Source organism: Roseovarius bejariae (assembly GCF_009669325.1).
GTDB classification, from domain to species: domain Bacteria; phylum Pseudomonadota; class Alphaproteobacteria; order Rhodobacterales; family Rhodobacteraceae; genus Roseovarius; species Roseovarius bejariae.
In genome coordinates this window covers 2,002,348-2,016,043 of record NZ_SZWE01000001.1, presented here as the reverse complement: position 1 = coordinate 2,016,043, position 13,696 = coordinate 2,002,348, and the positions used below count along the sequence as shown (strand labels likewise).

The window sequence follows — 13,696 nt, the reverse complement described above, 5'->3', positions numbered from 1 at the left end:
TCACTTTCGGTTAGGGGTTGTTTTAGCTGCTCCGAGCAATCCAGCATAGATGGTTATTAGGCGGGCCGAAACCGTGGGCAGGTCAAATTGGGTCGCGGCGCGGTAGGCCGCTTCGGAGCCCAATCGTGCGCGCAGCTCTGGATCGTGGGACAGCCGCGCTAGCGCCTGCGCAAGCGCGGCAGGATCGGCTACTGGAACCAGAATACCAGCTCCACCAATTGTTTCAGGAAGACCGCCTGCGCGACTGCCGACGACTGCCCGACCCAGCGTCATAGCTTCCAAAGCGGTCAGACCAAAGCCCTCGAACCGCGAAGGCACCACCACTATTTCTGCATCCGCCATAATGGCCATAAGTGCTGCATGATCCTGCTGACCAGTGAATGTGACGTGATCTGTCAAACCTAGGTTATGCACTTGCGCCTCAACATTGCTTCTAAGTGGGCCATCACCCACTATGATGACCGCAGGCGTCAAGCCTTTTCCCTTCAGAATTACCAGCGCCTCTATTAGATCTGCATGGCCCTTCTCTGGCACAATGCGCCCGGGTAGGACGATGCTGCAATGGCTATCCAACGCGGTGCTTGGCGACTTATCAGCCACCAGCGTTCGCAACGCCGCCACATCGACCGGATTGGGCAGAACTTCAATCTGCCGCAAGGAATAGGCCGCTCGGAAATGTCTGGCCACCTCACCCGACACACCCAGACAGCGATCAATGCCCCGTTGGCAAAGAAAGGCAGCCAACCTGCGACGCATATCCAAAGCCAAAGTGGGCCGATTTGCCCCAGCGTAGGCAAGATTATGAAAGGTTACGCAGGTGCGTACAGGAGCCAACCGCAAAAACCGCATCAACGCTGTCGCTACCACTGGAAAGTAGAGGTGGGCATGTACCAAATCGACTTTTTCGCTGTGGACGATGAGAGCGATTTCACGAGCCATACCGATCAAATTCCAGCGGTGCCTCGCAGCTAGCTGCCTGACGGGAATTCCCGAAGCCTTGATCTGAGGGGCAAGATCCATAGCACCGCCTCGTACCAAGACACATACGTCTAAACCTTGACGTCGCAATTCCGGTAGTAGGGTTGACAGCAACTGTTCAGCGCCACCACGACCCAAGCTATCGATGACATGAAGAACTTTCATTCCGCACTAGCATCGGGCAACGATCGCAGCACCCGGGCTGGGACGCCGACAACCACGGAATTGGCGGGAATGTCTTGGGTCACGACCGAATTGGCACCGATTACACTGCCCGGCCCGATGGTGACGCCCTTTGTGACGGTCACCTTCGCACCCAGCCAGACGTTGTCGCCGATGTTGATGGGCGCAGTGATGAACCCGGCCTTTGCCGTGACCAGCCCCGGGCCGAAACGGTGATCTTGATCCCGTATCGTGACATGTTCGGCAATCAGACAATTCGACCCGATAATGATCGCGTCACGACTGCAAATCACACTATACTGTCCGATATAGGAGAACCGACCGACCACCAGCCGTCCATGCTTGGCGGTAATATCGGCAAAGCGGTCAATGGCCACACCTTCCCCGAGGTGCACAGTCCCACCGTCCGTGGCGCGCAGTCGGACATTTGCTGACAGGCTACAACCACCGCCGGCTTCAATCTCACGCGCGCCACACAATATTTTAAGCCGTAATTGTGAAGCGACCCGTCCCAAGCGCTTGAAGATTGCTGGCAAAACTTTCATTTCATCTCTCAAGCATTTTCTGCAATCGCGCTTGATCTTCGGCGAAATAGAGATCGATCTTCTCGGCGAGTTCGGTGTTGAATTCGGACGAGCTGTATCCCCGCCGCGTGTTAATTTTGCGCAAAATATGAGAGGGTTTAAAATCTTCCATCCCAGGAATTCGCTTGATCAAACCAACCGCTTTTTTTAGCGCGAAAGGGGGCCGTTGGGTGATTCGATGCAGCATGCGGCTAGACACATGCTTGGCGGCATGTACTCGCGAGAAATCTGTTCTTCCATCATCGTCAATCATAAGAAATTCCATTAAGTCCAGGTAGAGTCCACGGGGCTTCTGGATCCAATCCTCCATGAAAGTAACTTTAATTTGCGATCTGTCGAAGTATTCAAAGTAACGGGCCAATTGCTCAGAAAAAAGGCCAACCCGCTTGTAGTTCAGAAATGAAGGTTCGCGGTTTTCTGCAGGAATCGAGCTGGAGCACCGGTGACCCGACAGATCCCATGCGGTCTGCAGATCTTCGATCGTTTCGTCGAAATTCAGCAACAACTGGTTATGATAGGATCGGATAAAGGCGCTTGGCCTACGCAGCATGACTAAGATACGCGCATCCGGATTGAAGGCTGCAATATTTCGTGCCGCATCGGCCGAGTATAAGTACTGAACCGAGGCTTCCGCGATCACGCGTTCGCATTCGCAGCCTTCGAAAAACGACAAGTAATCTTCCTCGCAACGTGCCCAGCGAAACCCATCAAAATCAGTGCTGAAATAGTGCGGCTCTTTGTTCTTCGAAAAACAGATATCAGCGTGCCCAGACAAATAGTAGGCCCAAGCGGTTGTTCCGCATTTTGGTGCTCCGACGATGAAAAAATTTGGTCGTGACAATTAAAATTTGGCCTTTGAAAACAATTCAGATCGCCTGATTTTCTTGAATGAAATTAGCCAAAGGCGGGGCAAAAATGATAACATGAAGGCTGCAACAAGCTTCGGCCGCCGCAAAGTGTCCAGAGGAGCAAGTTTGAATGCTTTTGTAATATTGATGCGACCGGTTTTGCCTTCTCCTCGGTCAATTATAAGCTGCATAGCTTTGACGCGGTAAAGCCGCAAAAGTGAAACTTTCTTCAACGCTTTGATATCATCGGGTAGTTCGGGAAGCGAAAAATACCATTCACGATGCTTGGCCAGCTCTTCGTTAAGCGTAGTAGCATCTTTACCGATATTGTAAGAATGATCTCGCATTATCGCAACGACCGCATCAACGTACTCGTACCGGAAATGAATCGCGATTCTTAGATGGATAGCCTCGCCTTCGGCTTTAAACTGTTCGCTGGGCCGCACCTTGTCAAAGACATCACGACGGTAGAGTGGAGTAACCGGATAGATGAAATTACCCCATTCGATCAAGTTGCGCGCAATCCAGCCCGTATGGACCGGGAGATAAACATTTGCCGTCTCTTCAGTGTCTTCAAAATACCTTGCCCCCGCAGCATAGACGACTCCGACCTCTTGGTCGCACGCTTCCATCTTTGCAACTTGTAGGGCGATCTTTTCTGGCAGGAACCAGTCATCCGACGGCAAGATTGCAATGTATTTTCCGCTCGATGCGGCCAGAGCCTGGTTGATAACGGCGCTCTGCCCCTTGTTTTTTTTATTCAAGATGATGCGGATCTGAGGATGTTCTTCATATTTGCGGATCACCTCGTGGCTGTTATCCGAGGAACCGTCATCAACGATAATCAACTCTATGTTCGGATAAGTCTGGGCTAAGACGCTCTCGATTGCATACTCGATATACTGAGCGTGGTTGTAGGACGGGATGATGACAGAAACGAGGGGGTTATCGATCATGGCTTGTGAAGGTCCTAAGTGGCGAATTTGCGTTGATATTTGCATCTTTGTTTGCTTCCAAAATTATTAAGCAAAGCATCCACAAATCTGGTCGCACCTCAATAGCCCCAAAAGCTCTTGTAAGATTTTTACTTTGGGCGTTTTTTAATCGGACGAGCGGGCAAACCGGCGGCGATCGTGAAAGGCGGTATATCACGGGTTACAACGCTGTTGGCGCCAACAATTGCACCTTCGCCTATGGTGACACCCTTGGTAATCACAGCGCCTGTACCGATCCAAGCTCCATCGCCAATCGTCACGGGGGCCACATCATATCCCTGTTTTGAAATTGGAATGGACCGGTCTGTGAAGCGATGGTCGACATCAAGGATATAGACCCGGGGGGCAAGCATTACATCCGACCCGATCTCGATGCTGTCCAGCGCAGTCAAGATGCATTCTGCATTTATCGCTGTCCGGTCACCGACCCGCAACGTTCCATTACCCCCGAATTGGCAGCCATCGCGAATTGCCACTTGCTCGCCCAATTCGATCCGCAGATCGCCATGGAACCGAATGTTCCGACCGAACGATCCACGCTTGCCGGCTCTCTCAAACGCCTTTGCTATCCACAAATAGCGCATCTTGTTCCATCGCCGCTTAGCGCAAGAGCGCCATACTAGATAAGCGCCCAACAGGCCGCGCATAATGATCAGCCTGCTTTTACCGCAGCGATGACGCTGCAGGCTTCGTCGAGACCGAGTTGTGGCCCGATCGGCAGGCTGAGCACATCTTGCGCCATATTCCGGGCGAGCGGGAGAGCGTCTGGCGCAATGCCAAGTCCGGCATAGGCTTCCTGCATGTGCGGCGGGATAGGATAGTGAATTAGCGTTTCAATGCCAGCCCCTGTGAGCCGCGCCCGCAGCGCGTCGCGCTCTGAGCTGCGTACGACGTAGAGATGCCAAACCGGCTCAGCCCAGTCCGGCACATGTGGCAAGATCAGATCGCTGTTAGTCAACCCTTCGGCATACCTCGCCACGATCGCACGTCGTCGATTGGTCCAGTCGTCTAGAACCTCCAACTTCACCCGCAGCACGGCAGCCTGCAGCGGATCAAGGCGCGAATTCACCCCCGCCTCTTCGTTCACGTATTTTTGTCGAGAGCCGTAGTTGCGCAATAGTGCGACCCGTTCGGCCAGAGCCTTATCGTCAGTCGTAATCGCGCCGGCATCTCCCAACGCTCCAAGGTTCTTTCCTGGATAGAAGCTCCAGCAGACAATATCACCATGCGCTCCGATCCGCCTGCCTTTGTAGCGTGCACCGTGTGCCTGTGCCGCGTCTTCAATCACGCGCAGCCTGTTGCGAGAGGCAATTTCAAGAATTGGGTCCAAGTCAGCGGGCTGCCCATATAGGTGAACCGGCAGCAACGCGCATGTGCGCGACGTAATCGCGGCCTCGATACGGTTCGGGTCGATATTGTGAGTGGCAGGGTCCGGTTCTACCGGGATCGGCGTCGCCCCAACCTTTGAGACAGCGAGCCAGGTTGCGATAAAGGTATTGGAGGGCACAATCACCTCGTCGCCCGGTCCAATTTCAAGCGCGCGCAGGGCCAGCGTCAAAGCATCGAGTCCATTGGCCAGCCCGACTGCATGCCGCGCCTCGCAATAGTCCGCCCATTCCACCTCAAATGCCTCCACCTCGGGGCCGAGAACGTACCGCCCGCTGTCTAGCACGTTGGCAACAGCAGTATCTATCTCGAGTTTGAGTTCGAGGTAAGCGGCGTGTAGGTCGAGAAAGGTAACCATTTTTGTGAATCTTTGAAATGCTAAATCATGAGAAGGCGTTTTTGATCTCTTGGCATATCTTCACTGAAGGTTTCATCTTGAAATGATTCAAGATTTCTTCATTGAAAAATCTATCACGCTCAATGTTTTTCGTATCTTCCATCAGCAGCCTTTCCAGAAATTCCTCGATGTCTTTAGCACTTCGGCCAACATCACAAGCGGTAATGGCACGTCGACCGAAATCATTGAAATATTTTCCAGACGTTTGTTCGCTCATGAGGTACATCACAGGTTTCCGCAAATAAAGATACTCCGCGAGAAATGAGCCGGAGTCGTGAATCATCGCATCTGATGTCTGAAACAAGGGAATATAATTGTCTTCATGTATTTGACAGAAATCCGAATTTTGCCAGAAATCAAAAAACTTTTTCGTCCGCTCTGGACCCCATTCAGAATCCTTCATCAACCTAGGCCTCAGATTTGGATGAGGCCTCAGGGCCCATTGCACATCATCACGGTATCGTTCAGCAATGCGCAACATGACTGCACCGAAGGTGTCAATAGTCGCCATTTTCATATCTGGGCTCCAAAGCCAGTGAGGTGCATAAATCACTCGTTTCTTGGGTCGTTCTTGTAGTTTCCAAGGCGACGGATAGCGCGGAGCAGTCTGGTCTAACAAAGGCTCGCAGGCCGGAAAGCCTGTAACAATTACGCCAGCATCGCCGCGAATACGGTTCGTTCCATAATTTCTCCTACTCTCCTCATGCGGCACGAAAATACGCCAGAAAGCGTTATCTGAATCTTTGTTATATTCTTGGTGATTGTTCGCATAGCTCATCACCTGATGATGATAGGGTACATAGCAGGTCAAACGTGAGGCCAACAGCTCATGACGAAGGTGTTTCGGCACTGCTTTGTACGGGTCAGTAAAAAATACCAGATGAGGGTTGAGCTTATGAATTTCCGCGCGGGTTTGTTCCGCATCACAAACAGTGAAGTCGACATAAGGAAAACCTTGTGCCTCAAGATAGCGACGCGCAAGATCCGCGGTGTGGCGCTCCACCGCTGCAAGCTCTCCGCCCGTAGTAGGACAGACAGCGGCAAGCGGCTGGAAATCGGGGTCGTCCATCATCCGAGCAAAAATCGGCCCGACCTTCCATGAACCCGTGTTATGAATCAAGAACATAACCCGGATCGGACGTGCACAACGATATCGGGTCAGAAGGCGCCTATGGAGAATGGGAGCTTTCCATGCCATTGTCTGTTTGGCTACTGCCAAAGGTAGTTTGCGCAAACGCTGGCGCAGGGTCCGCGCCCCCCGAAGTATGGTCGGCGGCGTCACGGCTTTTGCTGTTTCTTTTATTGCCATGTCATACCTCAAGAAATTCGGGTAGGGTCCGCACCATTGCAAACCTGCCCTCACTTGCCATTCGCGCCCCTTCTTGCCATTCAGACCAGCCTTCCACAAAAACGAAATCCAGCTCCGCCCACCTGGCAACCTCGTAATCCAGACGGCTATCGCCGAGAAAAACCGCAGGACGGCGGATTGTTCCCGCCTCGGTCTCGCGCGCGATAATCTCGTTCTTTGTCTCCGGGCTGCCAAAAATGCCACCATCGAAATATCCGTCGATGTTCCGGGCAGCAAAAACCTCGCGCAGCTCCGACTGGTCCCCGCCGGAAACCATCATCCAGCATGCCTTTTGCGTCGCTGCGCGCAACTCTTCCAACCTGTCTGCTACTGGGCACGTCATGAGGCCCGTACGCACCGTGTCGGAGTAGACGGACAGCAATCCTTCCAGGTCGGGGCCAGTCTCGGCACCGGGACACTCCGGCAAGATGTACTTCAGGAAATGCGCGAATTTGATATAGCGAGATACGCCGCCATTGGAGACATGATACTCCACCAGCGCCCGTGCCGCCGCGTCCCCGTAAGGCCGTGCCGCGGTGTAAAACGCCTCAGTCTTGAGGCGATTGCTATCAAGCACGACACCGTCGCAATCGAAGATCAGGGTCCTCGCATTGCCAAGCACTTTGCACATTCTAAAGGTACCCGTATGCTTTCATTTTCGCGATATCGAGATTGTACATCCGTGCCACTTCAGCGTTTGAGGTTTTAAAATGCTGATAAATCGCGGCTTTATCGGAGGCAGTGAATTTCGGGATCCTGACATTGACCATCCACCGCGATGCGAAAGGAAGCCGCCTGACCGCATTTATAAGGCGAAGCGCGAAGGGTCGTCCGGGGTTCTTGCCTGAGCTGACAGGCGAAATCACCTTGGAACAACTGTGCTTGAGCAGGTAGTCCCACACCGAAACCCTTAATGTAAAATGGTCCTTGTCCGCCTTGGAGACCCGAGACCTAGGTCCGCCCGTAAACAGATACGAAATTTCGGAGGCCGGAATGTCCAGTAGGCTCGCCCAAGCATCAAAGTAATCACCGGGTCGCTTTTCGATATCCTCAAAAAACAGAATGTGGATGTTCTCCCGACCAAAAACTTTTTCGTACTCCGAAAGTGTTGTTCGAAAGTCAAAGATGTTGACCTGTTCGCTATCGCGCAGGCCCACTCCATCTTCGTTCTGGAAATATAATTGCCGGGGTTTCGTAAAGGAAGATTTTAGGTAATAGCCCAGACTTTTTTCGAAAAAGAAACTTTCCATCAAAGAGGGCTGATTTCGAAGGGTAACAACGATCTGAACCTGGCTGTTGGTCGGCAGCGCACCATAAAGCCTTTGACTAAAACTTTTCCAGTTTACAACGGAGCGGTATGGCATCAGAAGCGTTTCATAAGATAGGATATTGACCATGCTGTCTTGAAGGAACGACTGAAGTAAACCTTTATTCTGCAACAACTTGAAGGCCGGATCTATCCTGTTATCGCGGTTATGTATTAATTCGACCGACGGAACACAAAAGGCAAATTTCAGATCATCCGGCCCCCCAAGAAGAATGTTCTTCACAAATTTGCTATCGTGATGAAGCTCTCCCATATGAGTTTTCGTCTCTTCTCCCAAATAGTTCAGCCGATTTTTTTTGTGAAGTGGTATGAGCACATTCTTCTGCAGGCTGCTGGTCGCCGTTTTCGGATACCCGATATGCAGGATGATTTTGCCATTCATCGTGTGTACCCTTCGGCTAACGTCATGCAGAAACAAGATGTTTCAGCATGAGTTGTTCGGCGATCACAAAGTCCTCTTCCCAGTCGATATCGAAGGCGGTCAGACGATCTAGCGGATAAAGGCGCGGGGTCTCACCGATCCGATCCTGATGGCGGGAATACACCTCCACGGGTGCAAGAAAGACGCCACTATTGACCTCGTGCACCGGCGTGATGGTCTGGGTTCGGGGCCATTTCTCGACGCTCCGATCGTATGTCAAAGGTCCATCCTCGGTCCAGAGAAAGGCCCTCAACAGGGTCGTGGTCATCAGGGAGTCGTAACCTTCGGTCAAGGCATTACGGTACGACGCGATGATCTCGTCGTAGCGATCCGCGGTCAGGAACGGCGAGGTGACATGCGTCCAAAGGATATGACCCGAACCGACAAGCTCCCGGGCGTGGCCGACCAGATCGTCCGTACTCGTGGCGCTGGACGACAGGTGTTCGGCGCGGCGGTGTATGGTCAGGCCGGGTCCATCGACGCTTTGCGCATATTCAATGATTTCATCATCATTGGTCGACAGGACAACATGATCGATTGCCGCGCACTCCTGTAACTGGCGCAGCTTGATCTCGATCAGGCCATGCCGAACTGAACCGAATGGGCGAATGTTCTTGCGCGGGACGCGCTCACTACCTTTGCGACAGGGCAGGAACGCGGTGACGGGAGCATTTACGGCTTGGTCCATTTCAGAGAGCCTTAGATTTTCGGTGCATAGATACTGGCACAGCGCAGCCGGTGCCTTGTTGGCGTAATCGAAATCAGACGTTCCTCATGTGCATGGCTGCAGTAAGCATCGAATACACCAGCCGTTTCATCGTTACGGGGATCGCCATCAGGATATCCATCGAACCCTGCCATGAGGATCCTGCTGGCCTGTCCGCTGGTGGCCACCGCGAGCGCATAGGCTAGCACCAGAGGGGCCGGGGCGACGCAATGGTCCACGTGGAATTCGAAATGCCCCGGCGCCACACCGAGCCCGTAATCCAGAAGAAGCTTGTCACCGAACTCGGCGCGCAAGCTTTCGGATAACATCGATGCCGGGGTGATCAGCGGCTGCGGAAGCTCAGCGTGCGCCTCGGCATCGGCCAGAAGGCGCACCGGATGGCAGGCGATGCGCAGATCGATCAACTCAGGGGCCACCGCCGATTGCGTGTTCATCGCAAGCACCAGCGGCTGTGCGCGGCGGATGAAGGATTCAAGCGCTTGCCGGTGCGCGGCGACACCGGGGCCAGTCCCGAGGATTAACACCTCGCGCCCCTGCATAAGCTCTGCCGGATTCCAACTGCCGCGCGGCTCGCCATGATAGAACTGCCGCGCACCGTCCAGCGTATTCAGGCTGAATTTTTTCCCGCCCTCAGAACGCAGATGATCGATCACGGCGAGAATATCTTCCTCGTCATAGCGGGTATCCCCCTGCATTTCCTGAATGTAAGTGGGATGGATCCCGTATTTACCCGCAAGGTAGTAATAAGGATTGGTGCCCCATCCGTATTTTGCCTTCATCGGCGCGAAATGCTTGCGGATCAGTTTCATGAGTGGCACTAAATTCGCCTTGCGATCACGTAAAGCCTCTGCCTCGATCCCTAACTCTTCGGTACGGGCATTTCCAGGGCCACGGCCCATGCCGGTAACTGTAGAGTCAAGCCAGCTCACTCCTTCTTTATGCGCCCGCAGGGTGTTAGAGAGCGCAAGACCCATATTATCGTGTGTGTGAATGCCCAGAGGTCCGTCCCAACCAGAACGTAGCCAGTTGGTAACGCGGGCGGTATCATCCGGCGTCATGCTGCCCATACTGTCCGCGAAATACAGAACCTCGATCGGCCAATCACGGGCCATCAGGGTAAGATCCTTTACCTCTGTCTCGCTCCGGTCAGCAATCTGCATGAGGTTAAACCCAATGCGATACCCACGCTCAAATAGCCAGCCCGCTGCAGGTAATGCGTGCGGCAACTCGTGGAAATGGCAGGCGAAACGAACAATGTCGACAGGTGATTCCGCGGCAGGTTCGGGGAACAGGTGTTCCAGGGCGGCTTGGCAGCCCAAAGACGCGCAAAGATCGGCACCGTTGACCATCACGCTGACATCCAATCCATCGGGCATCGCGATCCCCTGCAAAAACGCGTCTGTGGTATAGGCACACGCTCCCTTGAAACCATCGTTGCCGAGAAACCGGAAGCCCAGTTCGACAACGTCGATCTGGGCGGCTTTCATTGCCAGAAGATATTCGGAAATCAATGCGGGCGAAAAATCCCAAGCATTATAGTAGCCACCATCGCGGAAGGTGCAGTCAAGAAGTTTCATCTTTAGTCAACTTCCTCAAATAGCAATCGCAGACCTTTTGAAATGAAACTCATATCATCCATGTCCCAGTGATTTTAGAAATTCGTCGTAGACCCTATAGTAATCAGCCTCATCATATCGTTGCGACGCCAGCACCATGCAGACCGCCCCCTGGCTGAAGCTGTCCATTTCCCGCCAGATCATACGGCTAATTAACAGACCCTTACGCGGATCGCGTAGCCAGTAGTCGCGTTGCTCGTTACCATCATCCACCTTGATCCGGAAACTCCCCGATAGGGCGAACACGACCTGCTCCAGCTCCTTGTGGGCGTGTCCACCACGCTCGGCGTCGACGGGCACGTTGTACAGGTAGTAGACCCGTGCAATGTCAAATGGTAAGTGATTTCCGCCCTCGACGAAGGTCAGGTCACCTCTCGGATCATGTATCTGCGGCAGTTCAATCTCCCTGACAAAACCGCGCTTTTCTGTCATGTCTCGGCCTCCAGTTTTAGAATGCTAATATATCCATCCTGGTCGGCCTCGAAATGAGCACGAGGGTATTCAAAATAGACATTCAAGTCATCGTACCGGGTTTCGCGTGCGCCGAAACGACGATGAAAGTCAAGCGTTCGACTATTGTCGCGTCGCACGTCGAATAAGGCTCTACTGCATCCAAGTCGATCGAATGCCACGACATAGACCAAAACCGCACTTTCCAGTGCGGCCTTGGGCGTCTTATTTTCATCTAGGATCCAGCTGCCCCAAGTGAAGCTGTCGGCCGCGATATCGTATAACCTGACCGTTCCGCATGGAACACCATCACCGAGACGTTCGATAATGTAGTAGATTTCCTGCCCCTGTGCCTCGCGCGCCTTGTAGCGCTCAATCCAAGCACGCTGATCTGCCACAGTGCCCGTGACCTCTGACAGGTGGCGGTTATAGTCTGGGTTCATTCTCAGACCGTAAATATAGGTGGCATCCTCGGGCCGAACAGGACGCAAGCGAAGACGGACGCAGTCAACGACGGGAGGAACGAAGACGTCCGTCATGCCGCCTCTCCCAGTTTCGCGATGCTGCGGAACGTGTCATTACCCGCCATCAGGTTGGTCCAGCTGTCAAAGCCGACAATGCGCCCCTTGTCCAACACGATGATGCGATCGCAGCGCTTCACCGTGCTAAGCCTGTGTGCGATCATAAGCACTGTCTTGTCGCCGGGAAGGGCGTCGATCGCCTTCATCACCTCCACCTCCGTCAAGTTGTCCAGAGCACTTGTCGCCTCGTCAAAGACGATCAGGTCTGCCTCGTGATACATCGCACGCGCGATGCCAATGCGCTGCCTCTGCCCACCTGAGAGGCGCACGCCCCTCTCTCCAACATGCGTCTGGTACCCCTCAGGCAACTCGTCCTCGATGAATTGATCGATCCTCGCGATGCGGGCTGCTCTGCTTATGCGATCGTGGTCAATCTGATCGGGTGGCACGCCGAGAGCGATATTTTCGGCGATGGCTGCGTCGGTCAGAAAGATATCCTGCGGCACGTATCCCACGCTTTGCATCCACGAGCGCAACTGCTCTGAGGTGATCTCGGCGTCGTCCGCGACCAATGTCCCCTGATCAGGCTCTAGAAGGCCAAGGACGACATCCGCCAGGGTCGTCTTTCCGGACCCGGTGGTGCCGACGATCCCGATTTTCTCACCTGCCCGGATGGTGATGGATACGTCTCTTACACCCGCCTGTTCCGAGTTTGGATAGCTGTAGCAGACCTTATCAAGCTTCAGAAATTGGCTCAGACCTAAGCCTTCAACCTTCGTCTTCGGGAGACTGGTCGCACTCTTGCGAAGGATGAGGTCCTCATAAACAGCATCAACCGCCGCCGATCCCGCCTGGATCTGCGCTAGCGACCGGTAGAGCTTGGACAGCTCGGGCATCAGGCGTTGCCCAGCAAACGCGAAGACGCCGAGTACGGGAAGAAGCCCACCAAGGGCGGCTCCCGAATCGACGCCATCAGGATCAATCATAACAAGGCAAAGGAGAATGATCCCCCCGAGGGCTACGGCCTGCAATACGAATTGCGGCACTTGCGAGAGTACGGTGACGCTGACTTGCGTCCGCGCCATTTGGATCGACGGACCTGAGTAACGGTCGAGATAAGCCCACTCTCGGCCGAGGAGCTTGATATCCTTGATGCCCGTGAGGCTCTCGTTGGCAAGCCGAAACCGCGCGCGATTGGCCTCCACGCGGACCTGGCCGAGGCGTTTTAGAATGCGCCTTGTTCCGATGTAAATGAAGCCGTAAATGCCACCAAGGACGGCGAAGGCAATGGCAGCGACAACGGGCTCAACCCACAGCAGCAGCCCTACGATGGCAAGTGTCGTCAGGCAGGCGGCAATGAACTCCGCCGCTGGGCGAAGGAACTGTTGAACCACCTGCTCCGCCTCAGCCAACACACGTGGCCCCATTTCTCCCGAATGCCGGTTGAGGAAGAAGGCATAAGGCTGCGCGAGGTAAGTCGCCAGTAGTCGTTGGCTGATGGAATGAACCCTCATCATTGCGAAGCGCGCCACGGACCAAGTCCTGGCGATCTGGATCAGGCTCGACAGGACAATCACTGCAAAGGAGGCGAGGCCCAGGCCGATGAGAAAGCCGTAGGTGGAGGTGAAGCCGAGGGCATCATAGATCCACGCCAGCACGGGTGTTTCATCGATGCGCGACGGATCTGCCAGCACTGCAAGGAAGGGCATAACGGAGCTGACCATCACGGCGGCCGCCAGGGCTCCGATGATAATGACGCCGAGCACGATCCAGGCGTTGCGCCTCTCGCGCCCATCGAGAAGCGCCCACGCCTTTTTCCAGGTCGTTACGTCAATCATGACCGGATTTCGCCTTGTAAGGGTTCATGAGGGAAAATCTCGGCGTGAACGGGGTCAACGTCCCGTTAACGCAAATC

14 protein-coding genes are annotated in these 13,696 nt (G+C 54.0%); all 14 read right to left on the bottom strand.

The genetic code is table 11. The annotated features are described in order from the left end of the window. Positions 1-1,143: a glycosyltransferase family 4 protein gene (locus tag FDP25_RS09640; RefSeq protein ID WP_154151176.1), complete on the bottom strand. Its 1,143-nt coding sequence runs from the start codon at positions 1,141-1,143 to the stop codon at positions 1-3. After that, complete coding sequence (locus FDP25_RS09635) at positions 1,140-1,556, bottom strand: acyltransferase (RefSeq protein WP_218939971.1); 417 nt, start codon at positions 1,554-1,556, stop codon at positions 1,140-1,142. The genes FDP25_RS09640 and FDP25_RS09635 overlap by 4 nt, the downstream gene beginning before the upstream one ends. A 151-nt stretch (positions 1,557-1,707) precedes the next feature. Then, positions 1,708-2,586, bottom strand: a complete 879-nt coding sequence (locus FDP25_RS09630) for a sulfotransferase domain-containing protein (RefSeq protein WP_154151172.1) — start codon at positions 2,584-2,586, stop codon at positions 1,708-1,710. Then, positions 2,587-3,549 carry a glycosyltransferase family 2 protein gene (locus FDP25_RS09625; protein ID WP_172982781.1) on the bottom strand — a complete coding sequence of 321 codons (963 nt, stop codon included), beginning with the start codon at positions 3,547-3,549 and terminating at the stop codon, positions 2,587-2,589. A 128-nt stretch (positions 3,550-3,677) separates the two neighbouring features. Beyond that, complete coding sequence (locus FDP25_RS17325; protein ID WP_281350458.1) at positions 3,678-4,172, bottom strand: acyltransferase; 495 nt, start codon at positions 4,170-4,172, stop codon at positions 3,678-3,680. Between the two features lie 68 nt (positions 4,173-4,240). Next, complete coding sequence (locus tag FDP25_RS09615) at positions 4,241-5,332, bottom strand: DegT/DnrJ/EryC1/StrS family aminotransferase (RefSeq protein ID WP_154151166.1); 1,092 nt, start codon at positions 5,330-5,332, stop codon at positions 4,241-4,243. A gap of 25 nt (positions 5,333-5,357) precedes the next feature. Continuing rightward, positions 5,358-6,680 (bottom strand): CDP-glycerol glycerophosphotransferase family protein, encoded by a 1,323-nt coding sequence (locus tag FDP25_RS09610; RefSeq protein ID WP_154151164.1) that lies wholly within the window; start codon positions 6,678-6,680, stop codon positions 5,358-5,360. A gap of 1 nt (position 6,681) precedes the next feature. Beyond that, the gene (locus FDP25_RS09605) at positions 6,682-7,341 is read right to left on the bottom strand and encodes an HAD family hydrolase (protein ID WP_218939970.1); all 660 of its coding nucleotides are present in this window, start codon (positions 7,339-7,341) and stop codon (positions 6,682-6,684) included. A 10-nt stretch (positions 7,342-7,351) separates the two neighbouring features. After that, positions 7,352-8,428, bottom strand: coding sequence for a hypothetical protein (locus FDP25_RS09600; protein WP_154151160.1), 1,077 nt, complete (start codon positions 8,426-8,428; stop codon positions 7,352-7,354). A 22-nt stretch (positions 8,429-8,450) separates the two neighbouring features. Next, positions 8,451-9,155: an acylneuraminate cytidylyltransferase family protein gene (locus tag FDP25_RS09595; RefSeq protein ID WP_154151158.1), complete on the bottom strand. Its 705-nt coding sequence runs from the start codon at positions 9,153-9,155 to the stop codon at positions 8,451-8,453. 11 nt (positions 9,156-9,166) lie between these two features. Further along, on the bottom strand, positions 9,167-10,771 hold the full coding sequence (locus tag FDP25_RS09590) for an aldolase catalytic domain-containing protein (RefSeq protein ID WP_154151156.1): 1,605 nt from the start codon (positions 10,769-10,771) through the stop codon (positions 9,167-9,169). Positions 10,772-10,825: 54 nt separating this feature from the next. Continuing rightward, positions 10,826-11,242 carry a sugar 3,4-ketoisomerase gene (locus FDP25_RS09585; protein WP_154151154.1) on the bottom strand — a complete coding sequence of 139 codons (417 nt, stop codon included), beginning with the start codon at positions 11,240-11,242 and terminating at the stop codon, positions 10,826-10,828. Further along, complete coding sequence (locus tag FDP25_RS09580) at positions 11,239-11,799, bottom strand: GNAT family N-acetyltransferase (protein WP_154151152.1); 561 nt, start codon at positions 11,797-11,799, stop codon at positions 11,239-11,241. The genes FDP25_RS09585 and FDP25_RS09580 overlap by 4 nt, the downstream gene beginning before the upstream one ends. Then, complete coding sequence (locus FDP25_RS09575; protein WP_154151150.1) at positions 11,796-13,619, bottom strand: ABC transporter ATP-binding protein; 1,824 nt, start codon at positions 13,617-13,619, stop codon at positions 11,796-11,798. The genes FDP25_RS09580 and FDP25_RS09575 overlap by 4 nt, the downstream gene beginning before the upstream one ends. Between the last annotated feature and the right edge of the window lie 77 nt (positions 13,620-13,696).